The sequence below is a fragment of the Aureivirga sp. CE67 genome (genome assembly GCF_015767245.1).
In the GTDB taxonomy this organism is placed as follows: Bacteria; Bacteroidota; Bacteroidia; order Flavobacteriales; family Flavobacteriaceae; genus Aureivirga.
In genome coordinates, this window is the sequence record NZ_JADOTV010000016.1 from 12,519 (window position 1) to 31,118 (window position 18,600).

Annotated in this window: 13 protein-coding genes; 12 read left to right on the plus strand and 1 reads right to left on the minus strand. The window is 29.9% G+C overall.

From position 1 onward, the window contains the following. The first annotated feature begins 19 nt into the window (after positions 1 to 19). From I0K12_RS16075 to I0K12_RS16095, 5 genes are all read left to right on the plus strand, one after another. A complete protein-coding gene (locus I0K12_RS16075; RefSeq protein WP_196889165.1) occupies positions 20 to 763 on the plus strand; it encodes a hypothetical protein in 744 nt (247 codons plus the stop codon). 154 nt (positions 764 to 917) lie between these two features. Next, the gene (locus I0K12_RS16080) at positions 918 to 1,739 is read left to right on the plus strand and encodes a hypothetical protein (protein WP_196889166.1); all 822 of its coding nucleotides are present in this window, start codon (positions 918 to 920) and stop codon (positions 1,737 to 1,739) included. 5 nt (positions 1,740 to 1,744) lie between these two features. Continuing rightward, complete coding sequence (locus I0K12_RS16085; protein WP_196889167.1) at positions 1,745 to 5,320, plus strand: T9SS type A sorting domain-containing protein; 3,576 nt, start codon at positions 1,745 to 1,747, stop codon at positions 5,318 to 5,320. 884 nt (positions 5,321 to 6,204) lie between these two features. After that, entirely contained in the window at positions 6,205 to 7,023 is an 819-nt protein-coding gene (locus I0K12_RS16090) for a hypothetical protein (protein ID WP_196889168.1), read from the plus strand. A 19-nt stretch (positions 7,024 to 7,042) separates the two neighbouring features. Beyond that, positions 7,043 to 10,588 carry a T9SS type A sorting domain-containing protein gene (locus I0K12_RS16095; RefSeq protein ID WP_196889169.1) on the plus strand — a complete coding sequence of 1,182 codons (3,546 nt, stop codon included), beginning with the start codon at positions 7,043 to 7,045 and terminating at the stop codon, positions 10,586 to 10,588. Between the two features lie 78 nt (positions 10,589 to 10,666). Here the strand turns inward: I0K12_RS16095 and I0K12_RS16100 are convergent, their stop codons facing one another. Continuing rightward, positions 10,667 to 11,809, minus strand: coding sequence for an acyl-CoA dehydrogenase (locus I0K12_RS16100; RefSeq protein ID WP_196889170.1), 1,143 nt, complete (start codon positions 11,807 to 11,809; stop codon positions 10,667 to 10,669). 157 nt (positions 11,810 to 11,966) lie between these two features. Between I0K12_RS16100 and I0K12_RS16105 the strand changes: the two genes are divergently transcribed. From I0K12_RS16105 to I0K12_RS16135, 7 genes are all read left to right on the plus strand, one after another. Beyond that, a complete protein-coding gene (locus I0K12_RS16105) occupies positions 11,967 to 13,034 on the plus strand; it encodes an anhydro-N-acetylmuramic acid kinase (RefSeq protein ID WP_196889171.1) in 1,068 nt (355 codons plus the stop codon). A gap of 46 nt (positions 13,035 to 13,080) precedes the next feature. Then, the gene (locus tag I0K12_RS16110) at positions 13,081 to 14,313 is read left to right on the plus strand and encodes a Glu/Leu/Phe/Val dehydrogenase (protein WP_196889172.1); all 1,233 of its coding nucleotides are present in this window, start codon (positions 13,081 to 13,083) and stop codon (positions 14,311 to 14,313) included. Between the two features lie 13 nt (positions 14,314 to 14,326). Continuing rightward, the gene (gene nhaD, locus I0K12_RS16115; protein WP_196889173.1) at positions 14,327 to 15,694 is read left to right on the plus strand and encodes a sodium:proton antiporter NhaD; all 1,368 of its coding nucleotides are present in this window, start codon (positions 14,327 to 14,329) and stop codon (positions 15,692 to 15,694) included. Positions 15,695 to 15,826: 132 nt separating this feature from the next. Then, a complete protein-coding gene (locus tag I0K12_RS16120) occupies positions 15,827 to 16,528 on the plus strand; it encodes a MotA/TolQ/ExbB proton channel family protein (RefSeq protein ID WP_196889174.1) in 702 nt (233 codons plus the stop codon). Positions 16,529 to 16,539: 11 nt separating this feature from the next. Continuing rightward, entirely contained in the window at positions 16,540 to 16,938 is a 399-nt protein-coding gene (locus I0K12_RS16125; protein ID WP_196889175.1) for an ExbD/TolR family protein, read from the plus strand. A 6-nt stretch (positions 16,939 to 16,944) separates the two neighbouring features. Then, complete coding sequence (locus tag I0K12_RS16130; protein WP_196889176.1) at positions 16,945 to 17,664, plus strand: hypothetical protein; 720 nt, start codon at positions 16,945 to 16,947, stop codon at positions 17,662 to 17,664. A 21-nt stretch (positions 17,665 to 17,685) separates the two neighbouring features. After that, positions 17,686 to 18,498 carry an energy transducer TonB gene (locus tag I0K12_RS16135; protein ID WP_196889177.1) on the plus strand — a complete coding sequence of 271 codons (813 nt, stop codon included), beginning with the start codon at positions 17,686 to 17,688 and terminating at the stop codon, positions 18,496 to 18,498. Positions 18,499 to 18,600: the final 102 nt, after the last annotated feature.

The window sequence follows — 18,600 nt, forward strand, 5'->3', positions numbered from 1 at the left end:
AAATTTTGAACCTTAAAATATGAGTCAGAAAGAGTTATTAATTAAAGTTTTTAAAAAAGCAGAAATGCAATCTGGAAAGAAATCTAAAAATGGAATTGCAACTTATTTGGAGAGTTATTTTGAAGAAAATTATAACTACTTAAAAAATAAAAAATCCTATACTCGCTATTATGATTTTTATATCAACGGAAAAACAGAAGGGAAAGAAGATTTAAATTTAGAATCGGAATTTTTAGATTTTTTAGCGAATTATATCTCTTATGAAAGTTATGAGGATTTTCTATTGAAAAATTCTTCTCCAGAAGAAAAAGAAGAATTTGAAGAAAAGGAAAAAGAACAAAATCCAAAAGTGAAGCCAGAAGTTTTAGGGCTTTTTTATACTCATTTTCTTTCTAAAAGAACTCTATATGTTTTGTGTATTATTTTATTTGTCACTTTGATTTTTAATTCGGCAAAGAAAGAATCAAAATGGATGCAATGGAACGGAGATCATTTTGAAGAAATACTTCTGGATTCCGAAAATTATGAAATGGAAACTTTAAGACCTTTAAATGAAAACCTATTAGAGAAGTTCAAAAAAATAGAAGGAGATTGTGAAACGGAGTATTTTGACAAAAAAGGAGAAGCTAAAATTTGGTACGGAAAAAATGCGAAAAAAGAATTGGAATTTTTTACTTTATATGGCTTGCATCCAGAAACTGGAAAAACATTGAAACCAATTACAAAATATATGATCCGAAATTATATTTGTGAGGATTATTAGACGGATTATAAAAGTTTTATTTATTGGATATGTAAAGTTTTTTTTATCTGGTTAATAGTTAATACATTATGTTTTTATAAAAAGAGACTTTAATTCGATTATTTTAAATATATATATTATATTTATAGCGTTAAAAAAATAAAAAAAACACAAAATGAAAACAATTAAATTATTTATCGGGATCTTCCTGATAACAATGGCTATGAATGCACAAAACAGAAAATTTGATGTATTAACTTTATCTTCACCTGGAAGTGCTCCAACATGGGATATAGGTCATCGAGGTTACTTAACTCTAGGAAATAAGAGAGCAGATAGTTGGGGGCCTTATAGACTTCAAATTTATAATTATGATTACAATTCAAACATGGGATTATTAATTGGAAACAGATTGACTCAAGGTAAGTTTGGAGTTCAAGGTTCCGATAATCAATTTATTGGAGGAGCTAAAAGAGGAGATTTATGTATCGTTTCATCAATGAGTACAACAAGTTATAGTAACAAAGGTAATATCTTTTTAAGTTTGAATGGATCAAATTCTTATACTGGAAATGGGAATCGATTTATTTCTTTAGGATCTAGATTAAGAACAAAAACTTTAAGAGTATTTGATAATGAAAAAGTAGTTGTGGGAAATAATTTTTCTTTTGATTCAGAAGATTATTTATTATATGTTGGTAAGGGGATAAAAACTGAGAAAGTTAAAGTAAATATTGCTTCAGCTAGTGGTTGGGCAGATTATGTTTTTTCTGATGATTATAAGTTAAGAACACTAGGAGAAGTAGAGGATTATATTGAAGAAAATAACCATTTACCTGAAGTTCCTTCTACAGAAGAGGTTATGGAAAATGGAGTTGAATTAAAAGAAATGACTGTTTTATTATTAAAGAAAGTTGAGGAATTGACTCTTTATACAATCGAACAAGAGAAGAAGATTGCTGAAATGAAAAAAGAATTAGAAGAACTTAAAAAATAAATTATATGAAAAATAAAATATTAATTTATTTCTTTTTCTTGGTTTCTGTGATATCTTATTCTCAAAAAAAAGAGAACTTTTATGATGCTATTCAGAAAGAATTAGATGCATTTGCCCCAAAGAATGAAGCAGATGAGGAAGGAAGCACATTTAGAATGTATAAAAGAATGTATGAATATTGGGGAACGAGATTATATCCACATGGAGATTTTAGTATTGCAGCTAAAGCAATAAGTAATTCATACAAAAATTATAATAATCAAACTAGGAATAGATCTTATAGATTTAATTCAGATAATGAATGGAGAAGTTTAGGACCTTCTGATAATCATAAAGATAATAAACAAGGAGAGCAAATTGGTAGAATTGATGCAATTGCTTTTCATCCAGATTATCCAACGAAGAAAATTGTATATGCAGGTACTCCATTTGGAGGTTTATGGAAAAAAGATGGTGCTAATGATTGGGAAATGGCTAACACAGATGATTTAAGAATCGCTTCTGTTTCTGATATTGCAATTGATATGACAGATGGAGATAATGTGTTTATATCTACTGGTATAGGAGATGTTGGAGGCTTTTATTATGAACCAAGTAGAGGAGGATCTCCAAATCCGTATTGGACAATTGGGGTTTATCGTTCATTAGATGAAGCAGAGACATGGAAACCTATAAATGGTGGTTTATATGAAGAAGGTACACCATTATTTGATAATGGAGGTGTGATTAGAAGAATTATTTCTAATCCGAATAATCCTAATATAATGTTTGCTGTTACTTCTGTTGGGATTTATAAAACCATAAATGCTTTAGAAGAGAATTCAAATTCTGTACAATGGGAATTAGTTTTAAACACAGAATTTAATAATCCAGCTTTTTGGGATAAGGAGTTAAAAGGCTTAGAATTTAAGCCAAACGATCCTAATACAATTTATGCTAGTGGTAGAAATATTTATAGAAGTGAAGATGGAGGTAGTACATGGGAGAAAATTACTGGACTAAGTTATGGGTTGGATTTGAGTTCTTTAACTCTTCCTGAAATGACTAATTATAGAGTTTCTAGAATAAATATTGCTGTTACACCAGCAGATGAAGAACGAATATATGCTTATGTTGTTGGGTCTGGTACTGTAACTTTAAAAAAATATAATGATGGCGAATATTACAATTACAATTCAAAGCGTGTTGGAGCTCATATTTTAGAATTTAAAAAAAATCCAGGGGAATTGGAGGGTAGTTGGTCTGTGATTCATGAAGATGTACCATATTATTATAGTACTAATGCTGAAGGAAATGTGTTTGATTCAAGAAATGAATTAAGACCAGATAGATTAGCTATTGCTGCTTCTAATATTGACCCTAATAAAGTATATTATGGAACTACAAAAATAAGAGCAAGAATTCCTGGAGAGTCTGATTTGACAACCTCATTTGAAGATAGAACAAAATATAGCTCATATGGTTTTCATCCTGATGTTCATGCTATTGAATTTAGACCCGATGAGCTCGATATTTATGAAGATAAGAAAACTGGAATAAAAATTAGATACCAGCATATTGCAATAGGGCATGATGGTGGAGTGACTTATTCAAATTATTACCCATATGCAGGAGACCTTGGTCAAGGATGGGAGTATAAAAATAAAGGTTTAAATAATACTCTTATTTGGGGGTTTGATGATCATGATTTTAATAAAAATTTAATGATTATAGCTTTACAAGATAATGGAACAAGAATGATTGATTCCGATAATTATGAAAAATGGGATAAACATTTATTAGGAGGAGATGGATATGCTGCTCAAATAGATGATTATAATGAGAATTTTGCTTTAATTTCAAATGGAAGATTACATTCATATTATCAAAATCAAATACAAAATGATTACAAGTATGTTCCTTCTAATGTATTTACTCCAAATACACTTAAGATGGATCATATGCCTCAAAGAAGAGAACTGAGAGTAGGACTTAGCGAAATTTATGAACGAATTAAGTATAGTGTAGATGATGATGATTCAGCTGAGGATGTTTGGGAAAGAAAATCAGATCTTGAAAAATCAGGATTACCACCACACAGAAGGCAAATAACAGAATATATTATTTCTGATAAAGATCCAAATTATCAATATATTGTGACTTTAGTAGGGGATGTTGAAAATACAGGTATAGGAGGAGATTTGTTTAGAGCTAAAACAGCAGAAACATGTGATATTAATGGAGCTGCTGTATGTTTTGAAAAAATCACAGATAATTTACCAACAGTGTATTCGCAATATTATGGTTTTAAACCTGTTATTACTGGAATAACAATTGATCCTAAAGATCCAGAACGTATTTGGGCTTGTTTTACAGGGTATTATGGTAATTATAGAGTTTGGTATTCTGAAAATGCTGGAGATACTTGGGAGAATGCAGATCCTAATGGTGTTTTAGCTAGTATAAATATGCCTGCAAATAATATTGTTTATCAAGAAGGTTCTAATGATAGATTATATTTAGCTACAGATGTAGGGGTATATACTAAGGATAAATTTTCAGATTGGGAAGAATATGGAAACTTACCAAATGTAAGAGTTACAGAGCTGAAAATAAATAAATGTAATAATTTATTAAGAGCATCTACATTTGGTAGAGGAATGTGGGAAATTGATTTAATCTCAGATGAAGTTTCTGTAAATGATTTTTATACTATAAATCAAGGAGATGACTGGTTATCATACGATAAATTTCTAAAGAATATAAGAGTAGTTGGATCAGTGGTTTGTAGGGCTTTTCAAGATGTTCAACTTCCTGCTTCAAGTAAGATTATTGTTGATGAAGATGCAACTCTTATTATAGAAGAAGGTGTAAAGTTTAATTCTTGTGGAGAATGTGATGAAATAGTTTTTGAAGTAAATGGTACTTTGACTATTGAATCGACTCTTTCAGACAAGTATGTTATTATAAAGGGGCCGAATGGTATTGTAAATTTTCCAAATGAATTTGACTATAATGAGTATCAAAATATTATTACAATTAATGGAGAAATATCAGAAGAATATATTGCTACTAATTTAATTCAATCAAATGATATTACTTTTAATGATGGATACACTGTTTTGACAAGTGGTAATGAGATAGATTTAAATCCAGGTTTCGAAGCAACAAATGATTTATTTGCACATATTGAAAAAAAATATAAAAATGGAGGTTATTATGGAGGTTATTGTGAAGGACAAGAGTCAAGAGAGAGGGGCATAGATAGACAATCTTTAAGATACACATATATAGTTGAAGAACCTGAAGAATATGTAGATATAGATGTTAATAGTAAGATAATTGATCCTATTATTGAAGAAGAAAAAGTTGTTTTAAATTTATATCCAAATCCTTTTAAGAATGAATTAAAATTTGAAACTAATCCAAATGCTAAAATATCAGATGTGTTAATTTATGATCAGACAGGTAGAGTTGTATACAAATCTAAAGAGATTTATAATAATAAAATTATTTTAAATCAAAATTTAAGTCCTGGTTTATATGTTATTTCGCTAGAAGTTGATGGTCAAAAAATAACTAAAAAAGTAACAAAACAATAAAACCATTATAGATAAATATTATCATGTTTAAAATTTTATGAAGGTTTTGTTTAATTTAAAGCTCATTCCTACCCTTTTAAAAGAAAATCTTGATAATTTGTATACCTTAAAACAAATTTAAACGTGATAATATCTAATATAAAAAGGTAAAATTTCTATAGAAATTTTACCTTTTTATATTTATAAAGATTTAAATTAAATCTTTTTTAAAAGATATTGAAATGATAATTTTTAGGTTTTTAAAAGTTCTCTAATTATCATAACATATATAAAAATATTTTATATGATATTTTTTGGTAATTTTGTCTCCATGCTGTAATTGATTTTTGTTTGTGTCAGAGCCAACAATATAATCTTTTACAGCTTTTTTTATTCAATTGATTCTTAAATATCTATTTTTAAACAGATTCAGTTAGTAAATATTTTAATAAATAGTTGGAAATGGGTTTGTAGAAGAAGTTATGGATTAAAATATTAGATATGAATAAGCTTCATTTAGATTTATAAATTATTTTTTTAGATGAAAGTTATTCTCCAACTTTAAAGGTGAAGATGAAGTTGGATGTCAAGGTAGAAAAATAAAAAGAAGACTAATTTATTATTCTTAACAGATTTTAATGGGTTTTCTATTTAAATGTCTAAATTGGCTTACATTCTAAAAACTGGAAAAACATTGAAACCAATTACAAAATATATGATCCGAAATTATATTTGTGAGGATTTTTAGACGGATTATAAAAAAATCTTTATTGAATTTGTAGAGGGTTTTATTATATGTTTGATTATAAATGTTTTGTAGTATTTAAAAAAAGCGTTATTAATTCGGTTAATTTAAATATATATGATATATTTAAAACGTTAAAAATTAATAAAAAAAATACAAAATGAAAACAATTAAATTTTTTATCGGGATCTTCCTGATAACAATTGCTATGAATGCCCAAAACAGAAAATTTGATGTATTAACTTTATCTTCACCTGGAAGTGCTCCAACATGGGATATAGGTCATCGAGGTTACTTAACTCTAGGAAATAAGAGAGCAGATAGTTGGGGGCCTTATAGACTTCAAATTTATAATTATGATTACAATTCAAACATGGGATTATTAATTGGAAACAGATTGACTCAAGGTAAGTTTGGAGTTCAAGGTTCTGATAATCAATTTATTGGAGGAGCTAAAAGAGGAGATTTATGTATCGTTTCATCAATGAGTACAACAAGTTATAGTAACAAAGGTAATATCTTTTTAAGTTTGAATGGATCAAATTCTTATACTGGAAATGGGAATCGATTTATTTCTTTAGGATCTAGATTAAGAACAAAAACTTTAAGAGTATTTGATAATGAAAAAGTAGTTGTAGGAAATAATTTTTCTTTTGATTCAGAAGATTATTTATTATATGTTGGTAAGGGGATAAAAACAGAAAAAATTAAAGTAAATATTGCTTCTGAAAATGGTTGGGCAGATTATGTTTTTGCAGATGATTATCAATTAAGATCTCTTGGTGAAGTAGAAGAGTATATTGAAGAAAATAACCATTTACCTGAAGTTCCTTCTACAGAAGAGGTTATGGAAAATGGAGTTGAATTAAAAGAGATGACTGTTTTATTATTAAAGAAAGTTGAAGAATTGACTCTTTATACAATCGAACAAGAGAAGAAAATTAAAGAGTTAAGTGAAAAATTAGAAAATAAAAAATAAAGAAGTAAAATAAGAATTTATGAATTTAAAATTTAGTAAAATAATTTTATTTCTCTTTTTTGCTTCTAATGTTATTAATGCTCAAACTAAAAATGTTAATTTTTTTACGGCAGTAAATGAACAATTAAAAAAGCAAGAAGAAAAAAAGGGAGATGAAGGAGAGCAAAGTGAAGGGGGTACATACAAAATGTACGAGAAAATGAAAAGAGTATGGGGACCAAGATTAAGTCCTCATGGAGATTTCAGCATAGCAGCAAAAGCTATGGGAGAATATTATGATTATTATAATGAATCAATAAAGAAAAGAACTAATCAAAGATCATCAGATGTTCCAAACTGGAGACCTTTAGGACCAACTAAAAATATTTCTGATAGAATTGGAGGAAAACAAGTAGGTCGAATAGATGCAGTTGGATATCCACCTGAATATGATGGACAATCAAACAAAACATATTATGTAGGTACACCTTTTGGAGGTTTATGGAAAACAAAAGATGATGGTTATAATTGGGAGGTAGCAAATACAGATCAATTGCCTATAGCTTCTGTGTCTGATATAGCTTTTAATAAATTTAATGGTAATCATGTTTTTATATCGACAGGTATTGGTGATTTAGGGGGATTTAATTATGGAGCAAATGCAGGAGGAACAAATCCATATTGGACTATGGGAGTTTATAGATCCATGGATTCTTCAGAAACATGGGAACCAATAAATGGAGGTTTATATGAAAAAGGAACACCATTATATGAAAAGGGAGGTGTGATTAGAAGAATAATATCTGATCCTAATAATCCTAATATTATGTTTGCAGCTACATCAGTTGGTATCTATAAAACAACTAATGCAATGGCTCAAAATTCAAATTCTGTTGAATGGTATTTAGTTTTTAATACACAAACATTATCACTTCATGATGAAGAGTTAAAAGGTTTAGAGTTTAAACCAGATGATTCGGGTGTAATATATGCTAGTGGTAGGAATATTTATAGAAGCAAAAATGGTGGTAATATTTGGGAAGTAATTTCTAATCAGGATTTTGGTCTAAATTTAGATGAATTACCTGGAAGTAATTTGGAAGGATTTAGAATAGGTAGAATCAATATTGCTGTAACTCCAGCAGATCCAAATAGGCTTTATGCTTATGTTGTAAGTCTTGTAGATAATTCTTGTAGTAGTTGGGGATCAACAAAGGGGATTTTACATATTTTAGAATTACAAAATAACATGTGGGACACAGGACAGTGGGAAGTGATTCATGAAGATCTTAATCCTTGTGGTGAAGAAAAAAGAGTTGATCGTATTGCAATTGCTGCTTCAGAAATTGATCCAAACTTAGTATATTATGGAACTACAATCGTTAAAGGAAGGATTCCTCAAAATAATGGGAATTATGAATTTAAGCCTGTTTCTAAATATTGGATGGCTGGTTTTCATCCTGATGTACATGCTATAGAAATGATACCTAATAGTAATACAAGTTATAGAGTTGGTAATTCTCAAGGAAATAGATCGATAGGTTCTGAAAAAATTGTAGCAGGACATGATGGAGGAGTTTCAGTTTCAGGTAACACATTCGAAGGACAAAATACGTCATGGGAATATAGGAATAATGGTTTAAATAATACATTAATTTGGTGTTTTGATGATTATGAATTTGATAAAGATTTTATGATTATTAGTTTACAAGATAATGGTACATGGCTTAATGGTATAGAGGGGAATGAAGATGAATGGGATAAACATATTTTTGGAGGAGATGGATATGGAGTTCAAATAAATGATTATGATAAAAGGTTTGCTTTTTTACTTAATAATGGTGCTTTCAAAAAATATGATTATCTATTAAATAATTCACAATATGAATTGAATACTTTGCCTCCAAATAATTCCATTTCTACTACTTTTAAAATGGATCAGATGCCACAAAGAGAAAGAGAGATTCAAATTGGATTCAGTGAAATTTATAGAAGATTAAAGGATGATGTTTTATCATCAGATACACATGAAAATATTTGGAAATTGAAATCAGATATAGTCAATGATGGTAATTTTGAGCATTGGAATCGTCAAATAACGGATTACATAATATCAGATAAAAATCCAAATTATCAATATATTGCTACTCGTGGTAATACTTTAGATTCTCAATTTATAAAAGGATCATTGTATAGATCAACAACAGCAGAATCATGTGATTTAAATAATCCAAATTCTAATTGTTTTAAAAATATTACTAATAATATACCTGTAGTAATACCACCTGGAGCAGAAGAAGGCTTTACACCTGTTATAACAGGTATTGCAATTGATCCTGAAAATCCAGAAAGAGTTTGGGTTAGTTTAACAGGTTATTATAAAAATCGCAGAGTATTTTATTCTGATAATGCAGGTGATACTTGGACTAATGCAGATCCTAATGGAAAATTGGCTGAACTTAGATTGCCAGCAAATAATATTGTATATCAAGAAGGTTCAAATGATAGATTATATTTAGCAACAGATGCAGGTGTTTATACAAAAGATGCAAATTCTGATTGGTATAAGTATGGAGATTTACCAAATGTAAGAGTTACTGAATTAAAAATTAATAGATGTAATAATTTATTAAGAGCTTCAACATATGGTAGAGGATTATGGGAAATTGATTTAATTGCAAATGAAGATCCAAAGAATGATTATTTTATTGATGAAGATAAAAATTGGGATGTTGACTTTAAATTATTGAAAAATTTAAGAATCAAAAATAATTCAGAACTTACAGTTGAGTCTAATGTAGAAGTATTATTACCTGCTGCTAGTAAGGTAGTTGTAGAAGAAGGCTCTAAATTAATTGTAGAAGAAGGAGCGAGTTTTGTTTCTTGTGGGGAGTGTGCTGAAATAGTTTTTGAAGTTGAAGGAACTTTAATTGTTCAAACAGATAATTTATCACCGAAATATAGAATCAAAAAAGGGAGAAATGCAATCGTAGTTTTACCAAATGGAATTTCTTGTAATAGTTTTGAGGAAGAAATTATTATTAATGGAAGTATCTCAGGAAATTATACTGCTGCAAATGAGATTAATTCAAATAATTCTACTTACAATAATAATAATAATTCACATTTAAAAAGTGGTAGAGAGATTAATTTAACCCCTGGTTTATATGCAACATCTGGCTTCTTTGCGGAAATCATTCCTATTTTAAATGATTGTGTTGGTGGAGATTGTGATGAAGAGATGAAAAGAGCTAATAAAGGAGAGTTTAGACAAACTTATTTTGTAAGAGATAGTGAGTATTCTGAAGAATCTTATGAAGAATCTTATGAAAATTTTGAAGAGAATATAGGAAATTTTGAAGTTTATCCTATTCCTTTTGAAAATCAAATTAATTTTAAATTATCAGATTCTAAAGTAAAGATTAGTAATGTTAAATTATTTGATACTTTAGGAAAAGTAGTTTATTATTCAAAAGAATTGAATTCTAATAAGATAATTTTAGAAAATAATTTAAGTAAAGGAGTTTATATTCTTTCATTAGAAATAAACGGAAAAGTTTATACCAAGAAAATTGCTAAAAAATAGTAAAATTAAATTAATTGCATAAAAAAGCAGGATTTCAATTCGAAATCCTGCTTTTTAGTTCTTATATAAAAATCAAAATTAATCTCTTAATACACTTCTAGAAATAACGATTTTTTGAATTTCAGAAGTTCCCTCATAAATTTGAGTAATTTTCGCATCACGCATTAATCTTTCTACGTGGTATTCTTTTACGAATCCGTATCCTCCATGAATTTGAACAGCCTCTGTAGTTACCCACATTGCAGTTTCAGCAGCATAAAGTTTTGCCATCGCTCCAGATAAATCATAGTTTTCATGAACATCTTTGTCCCAAGCAGCTTTCATACAAAGGTGACGAGCAGCTTCGATTCTAGTTTTCATATCAGCTAATTTGAATGCTAAAGATTGGTGCTCACAGATTGGTTTTCCGAAAGCTTTTCTTTCTTTAGAATATTGTAAAGCTAATTCGTAAGCTCCAGAAGCGATACCTAATGCTTGAGAAGCAATTCCGATACGTCCTCCTGATAAAGTCTTCATTGCGAATTTGAATCCGAATCCATCTTCTCCAATTCTATTTTCTTTAGGAACTTTTACATCTGTAAACATTAAAGAATGTGTATCAGATCCACGAATTCCTAATTTATTTTCTTTTGGTCCAATTTCGAAACCTTCCATACCTTTCTCGATGATCAAAGCATTGATTCCTTTGTGACCTTTTTCAACATCTGTTTGTGCAATTACGATGTAAACTTCTGCAGTAGATCCATTAGTAATCCAGTTTTTAGTACCGTTTAATAAATAGTGATCTCCTTGGTCAAATGCAGTTGTTTTTTGTGAAGTAGCATCTGATCCAGCTTCTGGCTCACTTAAACAAAAAGCTCCAATGATTTCTCCAGTAGCTAGTTTTGTTAAGTATTTTTGTTTTTGCTCTTCTGTTCCGAAAGTTTCAATTCCCCAACAAACTAAAGAGTTGTTTACAGACATTACTACTGAAGCAGAAGCATCAACTTTAGAAATTTCTTCCATTGCTAAAACATAAGAAACTGCATCCATTCCACCTCCACCATACTCTGGTGAAACCATCATTCCTAAGAATCCAAGCTCTCCCATCTTCTTGATTTGCTCTTTTGGGAACTCTTGTTTTTCGTCTCTTTCAATTACTCCAGGTAATAATTCAGTTTGCGCAAAATCTCTTGCAGCATCACGAATCATGATTTGTTCTTCAGTCAGTTTAAAATCCATAAAATTTCTACTTTTCTAGTTGTTTCGTTATTTGAAGCCCAAATATAATTTTTTTTTAGAATTAGCTTAATAATACTTTAATAAAATAGTTTAAAAAAATAAGTATGTGTGTAATTTTTGTATTATTTGTAATTTTAGCATCCAAATATTGTAAATAATGACTAATAAAAAAATAATTCATTCTATAGGGATGATGTCTGGAACTTCTTTAGACGGAATAGATTTGGTTTATGTAATTTGGGATATAGATGATTATTCAAAATTTAAAATAGTTGCTTCAAAAGCAGTTGATTATTCCAAAGAATGGAAGTTAAGATTGCAGAATGCTTTTCATATTGCTACCGAGGAAATCACAAAACTTCATGTGGATTTTGGAAAATTAGTAGGAGGAGAAATTTCAGAATTCATAAAAGAACATTCTATTGAAAATCTAGATTTTATCGCTTCTCATGGTCATACAATATTTCATAATCCAAAAGAAGATTATACACTTCAAATAGGTTGCGGATATCAGATTTCAAAAATTACAAATACAAAAGTTATTTGCGATTTTCGGACGCAAGATGTTGCGCTTGGTGGACAAGGAGCTCCTTTAGTTCCGATTGGTGATGCTTTGCTTTTTTCAAATTATGATGCTTGTATTAATCTTGGAGGATTTGCAAATATTTCTTTTGATAAAAATGGCGAAAGAGTTGCTTTTGATATTTGTGCTGTGAATACAGTTTTGAACTTTTATGCCAACAAACTCGGATTTGCCTATGATGAAGATGGAAAATTGGCACGCCAAGGAAAGTTTAACAAAAATTTATATAATGAGCTAAATAGCCTTGATTTTTATAGAAAACAGGAACCAAAGTCCCTCGGAATAGAATATGTGCATGCACAAGTTTTTCCAATTATTGAAAAATATAACCTAAATGAAAAAGATGTTTTAAGAACTTATGTAGAACATGTTGCATTTCAATTATATTTAACAATTTCAAAATCAAAAAGTCAAAATATTTTAATAACTGGTGGCGGAACTTTTAATAAATTCTTATTAGAGAAATTGTCATTTTATGCATCTTTAAATTTTGACATAAAAAACAGAGAATTAATTAATTATAAAGAAGCATTAATTTTTGCATTTTTAGGTTTAAGACGATTTGAAAATAAAATAAATTGTCTTTCTAGCGTTACAGGTGCGATAAAAGACCATTCAAGTGGGCAAATAATTAAAGTGTAATTTATATATTTGCTCATTCACGAAAAAAAGACCAAAAAAACACACAATGAAAGAATTACTAAAAAAATACGAAAACAAACAACCAGAAATAGTTTTTAACTGGAAAGATTCTGAAACAGAAGCTGAAGGATGGGTAGTAATCAACTCATTAAGAGGAGGAGCTGCTGGTGGAGGAACTAGAATGCGTAAAGGATTAAACATGAACGAGGTTCTTTCTTTAGCAAAAACTATGGAGGTGAAGTTTACAGTTGCTGGTCCTGCTATTGGTGGTGCAAAATCTGGAATCAACTTTGACCCTCAAGATCCAAGAAAAGAGGGAGTTTTAAGAAGATGGTACAAAGCGGTTGCTCCATTATTGAAGAATTACTACGGAACAGGTGGTGACTTAAACGTAGACGCAGATAAAGAAGTAATTCCAATCACAGAAAGCTGTGGAATCTGGCACCCACAAGAGGGGATTTTTAACGGACACTTTAAGCCAACAGAGGCTGAAAAAATTAACAGAGTTGGGCAATTACGTCATGGTGTAATTAAAGTTATCGAAGATGCAACTTTTTCACCAGATGTAAATCGTAAATATACAGTTGCAGATATGTTAACTGGATATGGAGTTGCGGAAGCTGTAAAACATTACTACAACATCTACGGAGGAAATATCGAAGGAAAGAAAGCAATTGTTCAAGGATTTGGAAATGTTGGTTCTTCTGCTGCATATTTCTTAACACAATTAGGTGCGAAAGTAGTAGGAATTATCGATAGAGTAGGAGGAGTAATCAAGGAAGAAGGATTTACAATGGAAGAAATGAAAGATCTATTCTTAGCTAAGGATGGAAATACTTTAGTTTCTGATGATATGATTCCTTTTGATGAAATAAATGAAAAAATTTGGTCTTTAGGAGCTGAGATTTTTGCACCAGCGGCTGCATCAAGATTAGTAACTGAAGAGCAAGTAAATAAGATGATTGCAAATGGATTAGAAGTAATTACTCCAGGAGCAAACGTACCATTTGCAGATAAAGAAATCTTCTTTGGACCAATTATGGAAGCTACAGATAAGCAAATAAGTCTTTTACCTGACTTTATTTCAAACTGTGGTATCGCTCGTGTGTTCGCTTATTTCATGAGTTCACAAATTCCATTACCAATGCAAGATGATGCAATTTTTGCAGATACATCGAATACAATCAAGAACGCTTTAGAGAAAGCACATGCTAGAAATAGTAGTAAAACAGATATTTGTAAGACTGCTTTTGAAATAGCATTAGAACAATTAGTATAAATTTTAAGGAAAAATGACAGCATTATTAATTTTAGTATTTGTAGTAGGATATCTAGCCATTACGTTGGAGCATCCTTTGAAACTAGATAAAACTGTACCAGCATTGCTGATGGCAGCTCTTATGTGGGCTCTATTAGCTGTAGGGTATCACGCAGGATGGTTTAACGTTATTGATGGACATGAAGAAGTATTTAAATTTGTCGAAGGAGACCATCATGCAGAAGAAGGCTTTGTAAATCTTTTATTACACCACTTAGGGAAAACATCAGAGATTTTGGTTTTCTTAATTGGAGCGATGACAATTGTTGAAATTGTTGATTTACATAGAGGATTTGAAATTTTAAAAGGTTGGGTAAGAACAAGTAGTAAGAAAAGGCTATTATGGATTATGTCAATCTTAGCTTTTATTTTATCTGCAATTATTGATAACCTTACTGCTACTATTGTATTAGTGACGTTGTTACGTAAAATTGTTACGAATAAAAATGAGCGTTGGTGGTTTGCAGGTATGATTGTAATTGCCGCAAACGCTGGAGGGGCTTGGTCTCCAATTGGAGATGTAACAACTACAATGTTATGGATTGGAAAGAAAGTATCAGCTGGTGCTTTAGTGCAAAAGCTTGTGATTCCTTCTATTTTCACATTGGTTGTGCCTGTATTTATCGCAACTTTATTACCTGCATTCAAAGGAAATATTCAACTTCCAGAATCAGAAAATAATGAAGACTCAGGGAAATTATTAAGTAGTTCTACAATGTTATATTTAGGATTAGGAATGATTGTTTTCGTACCTATTTTTAAAACATTAACACATTTACCTCCATATATAGGAATGATGTTATCTCTTGGAGTTGTATGGTTAGTTTCTGAGTATATTCACCCAGAAGAAGACTTTACAGAAGAAAGAAAACATTTATATTCTCCACACAAAGCCTTATCAAGAATTGAGATGTCTAGTATCTTATTCTTCTTAGGAATCTTACTTGCAGTAGGAGCTTTAGAGAGTTTAGTATACGGAGTTGCAGCGGATGGAACTACACAAGTAGGAACATTACGTTATTTAGCAGAAATCTTAAATAGTACAATTCCAAACCAAAACGTAGTAATTTTATTATTAGGAGTATTCTCTGCAATTATTGATAATGTACCTTTAGTAGCTGCTTCAATGGGAATGTTTAGTGAGCCTTTAGATAGTTCATTATGGCATTTAGTTGCTTATTCTGCAGGAACAGGAGGAAGTATGTTAATTATCGGTTCTGCTGCGGGAGTTGCTGCAATGGGAATGGAGAAAATCGATTTTATCTGGTATTTAAAGAAAATTAGTTGGTTAGCTCTTATCGGATTCTTAGCTGGATTCGCAGTAGCAATTTTCATGGTGTAATGATTTTTAACACATAAAAAATAGATCAAAATATAAAATCCCACATTTGTGGGATTTTTTTTTAAATAATTTGTAAAACAATTTTCAAATTGTAAATTCGTTCTCTTAAAATATACTAATATTAAATACACTATGATTTCAGAATTTGTACAAAAAGGAACAGAGCTAGGTGAGACAACAACAGAAGCTTTAGCAGATGAAAAATCTCTTTCAATTATAAAATTAATTATGCAAGGAGGCCTTGGAGGTCAATTAATTATTCTTGTATTAACAATTTTATTAGCTGTCGGTCTTTATATTTATTTCGAAAGGTTTTTTGCGATAAAAGCTGCTTCGAAACCAAATAGAAAGTTTATGAATTCTATAAAAGAAAACGTATCAGAAGGAAAGCTTGATGCTGCTAAAATGATGTGTGCACAAGTAAATACACCAGTTTCTAGATTAATTGAGAAAGGAATCTCTAGAATTGGAAAGCCTTTAGATGATATTAGTACAGCAATTGAGAACGCTGGAAAATTAGAAATTTATAAATTAGAAAGAAATGTTAGTATTTTAGCTACAATTGCAGGTGCTGCACCAATGATTGGTTTCTTAGGAACTGTAATTGGTATGATTGTAGCAATTCATGAGATTGCAACAGGAGGTGGTCAAATTGATATCAAACAACTTTCTGATGGTCTTTATACTGCGATGACAACAACTGTAGCAGGGTTAATTGTTGGTATTGTAGCATATATTACTTATAACCATTTAGTAAATAAAACAAATAAAGTTATTTATGAAATGGAAGCAAAAGCTGTAGAGTTCTTAGATCTATTAAATGAACCAATCTAAAAAAGAATATTATGAACATACGTGGGAGAAATAAAGTCAGCCCAGAATTCAATATGTCTTCGATGACAGATATTGTTTTCTTATTATTAATATTTTTTATGTTGACTTCAACATTGGTTACTGTTAGTGCTATTGATGTAGTATTACCAAAAGCTAGTGATGTGAAAACGGCTAAGAGTCAATCAATAGCTGTGAGTATTAAGAAGAATTCAAAGTTTTATATTGGTGATGATAAAAAATCTTTAAACATAAAACAGTTAGAAGAAAAGCTTTTAAAACTTAATCCTGATAAAAAATCAACAATAACTATTCGTGGTGAAAAAAATATTCCTTATCAAGATGTAGTGTCTGTAATGGATATTGCTAATAAGAATAAGTTTAAAATGGTTTTAGCTGTAAAAGGTAATTAATAAGTCATGTCTAATTCAAAGAAAAAGTCGATGTTGCTGACATTAGGAATTATGTTACTTTTATTATTGTTTGTTAGTTTTTACGGAATTTATACTGTTTCAAAAGATAAAGAATCACAAATTGAAATTGTACAGCTTGAGGAAGAAAAGCTAAGTCAAAAACAACATAAAATTAACAATGAGAAAAAACCTAGTCGGCAAAAAATTAGAACTAATAATAAGATAAATTCTACACAAAATAGGACTAATTCAAGTAACAATAAGTCATCTCTATCATCTAAGAATATGGCTTCTGAGAATAGTCCTTCTGAAATTAAAGAGAAACCTGAAAAACAAAAAGTTAATGATGATGTTAATGATATAACAAATCAAATTTTAAATAATCCTAGTGAAGATTCAGATAATGAAAATGATATTCATGAAATTCAAACTGAAGAAGTAAATTTTTCTGGAGGAAGTTATTCTTTAAAAGGAAGGAGTCTAATGTCTGCTGGGAAGGAAGAAGCTATGTGTTCTGATTTAGTTAGAGGTAAAGTTGTTCTTAAAATAACAGTTGACAAGCTAGGGAAGGTTATTAATGTTTTAGGTGATGGTCAAAAAGGTACCACTACTAATGAACAATGCTTGATAGATGCAGCTATTAAATCTGCAAAAAATACAAAGTTTAATAAAGGAAGTTACACACAAGTAGGGTATATTACTTTTATTTATAAAAATAAGAAATAACTTAATCTTATAAATTACGTTATGCTAAAAACAAAACATGAAAAAAAATCGGCGGTGTTGACCGTATTAGTAATGCTTTTATTACTAATTGTGGTTTTTTTAGGAGGGATGAAATATAAAGATCCGCCAGATGAATATGGAGTTGCTATAAATTTTGGTACTTCAGATGTTGGAAGTGGAAATAAGTTTACAAATGAAACAGTAAAAACTGCTCCTAAACAAACGGTGAAAGCACCTTCAAAGCCTGTAGCCTCGAAGACAGTAGAAGATGATGTTCTTGCTAGTGATAATGCGGAAGATGTGCCAACTATTACTAAAAGTAAAGACCCTGTAAAAAATACTACTCCAGAGAAAGATGCTCCTACAAAGGATGCTGAAACTCCTAAAGAAGAGGTAGAGCAAAAACCAGATGATAAAACTACTAATTTATTAGATAATTTATTCAATGGTGAAAAGTCAGATGGAACTACTTCGGAAGGAGATGGAGATGATGATCAGCCAGGGAATAAGGGAAAAGAAAATGGAGATGTTTCTTCTGGAGGTTATAAAGGTGGAGCAAATGGAGGAGGAGGTAATTATCTTCTTTCTGGAAGAAAAGTACTTAAAACACCTAAAAATAAACCAGACTGTACGGAAACAGGTACTGTTGTGATTCGAATTGAAGTAGATGCTTCAGGAAATGTAATTAAAGCGGATTTTCAAGTAGAAGGAAGTGATAATTCAAGTAAATGCCTTATTGAACCTGCAATTAAAGCTGCAAAAGCTACAAAGTTCAATGAAGATAGTTTAGGAAGAAATAGGCAAGTAGGAAAGATTATTTACCAATTTAGATAATAGTTCTACTTAATTAAATAAAAAAATAGCTTACTATGTTTTAATAGTAAGCTATTTTTTTTCTAAAACCTTAGTTTTTAATCTTTTTAAAAATAAAAAAGC

Bases quoted from the DNA above. Each gene is read 5' to 3' on its own strand.
- I0K12_RS16105 (WP_196889171.1), top strand. From the start codon at position 11,967: ATGACTAATAAAAAAATAATTCATTCTATAGGGATGATGTCTGGAACT.
- I0K12_RS16100 (WP_196889170.1), bottom strand. From the start codon at position 11,809: ATGGATTTTAAACTGACTGAAGAACAAATCATGATTCGTGATGCTGCA.
- I0K12_RS16095 (WP_196889169.1), top strand. From the start codon at position 7,043: ATGAATTTAAAATTTAGTAAAATAATTTTATTTCTCTTTTTTGCTTCT.
- I0K12_RS16085 (WP_196889167.1), top strand. From the start codon at position 1,745: ATGAAAAATAAAATATTAATTTATTTCTTTTTCTTGGTTTCTGTGATA.
- I0K12_RS16120 (WP_196889174.1), top strand. From the start codon at position 15,827: ATGATTTCAGAATTTGTACAAAAAGGAACAGAGCTAGGTGAGACAACA.
- I0K12_RS16110 (WP_196889172.1), top strand. From the start codon at position 13,081: ATGAAAGAATTACTAAAAAAATACGAAAACAAACAACCAGAAATAGTT.
- nhaD (WP_196889173.1), top strand. From the start codon at position 14,327: ATGACAGCATTATTAATTTTAGTATTTGTAGTAGGATATCTAGCCATT.
- I0K12_RS16130 (WP_196889176.1), top strand. From the start codon at position 16,945: ATGTCTAATTCAAAGAAAAAGTCGATGTTGCTGACATTAGGAATTATG.
- I0K12_RS16135 (WP_196889177.1), top strand. From the start codon at position 17,686: ATGCTAAAAACAAAACATGAAAAAAAATCGGCGGTGTTGACCGTATTA.
- I0K12_RS16090 (WP_196889168.1), top strand. From the start codon at position 6,205: ATGAAAACAATTAAATTTTTTATCGGGATCTTCCTGATAACAATTGCT.
- I0K12_RS16080 (WP_196889166.1), top strand. From the start codon at position 918: ATGAAAACAATTAAATTATTTATCGGGATCTTCCTGATAACAATGGCT.
- I0K12_RS16125 (WP_196889175.1), top strand. From the start codon at position 16,540: ATGAACATACGTGGGAGAAATAAAGTCAGCCCAGAATTCAATATGTCT.
- I0K12_RS16075 (WP_196889165.1), top strand. From the start codon at position 20: ATGAGTCAGAAAGAGTTATTAATTAAAGTTTTTAAAAAAGCAGAAATG.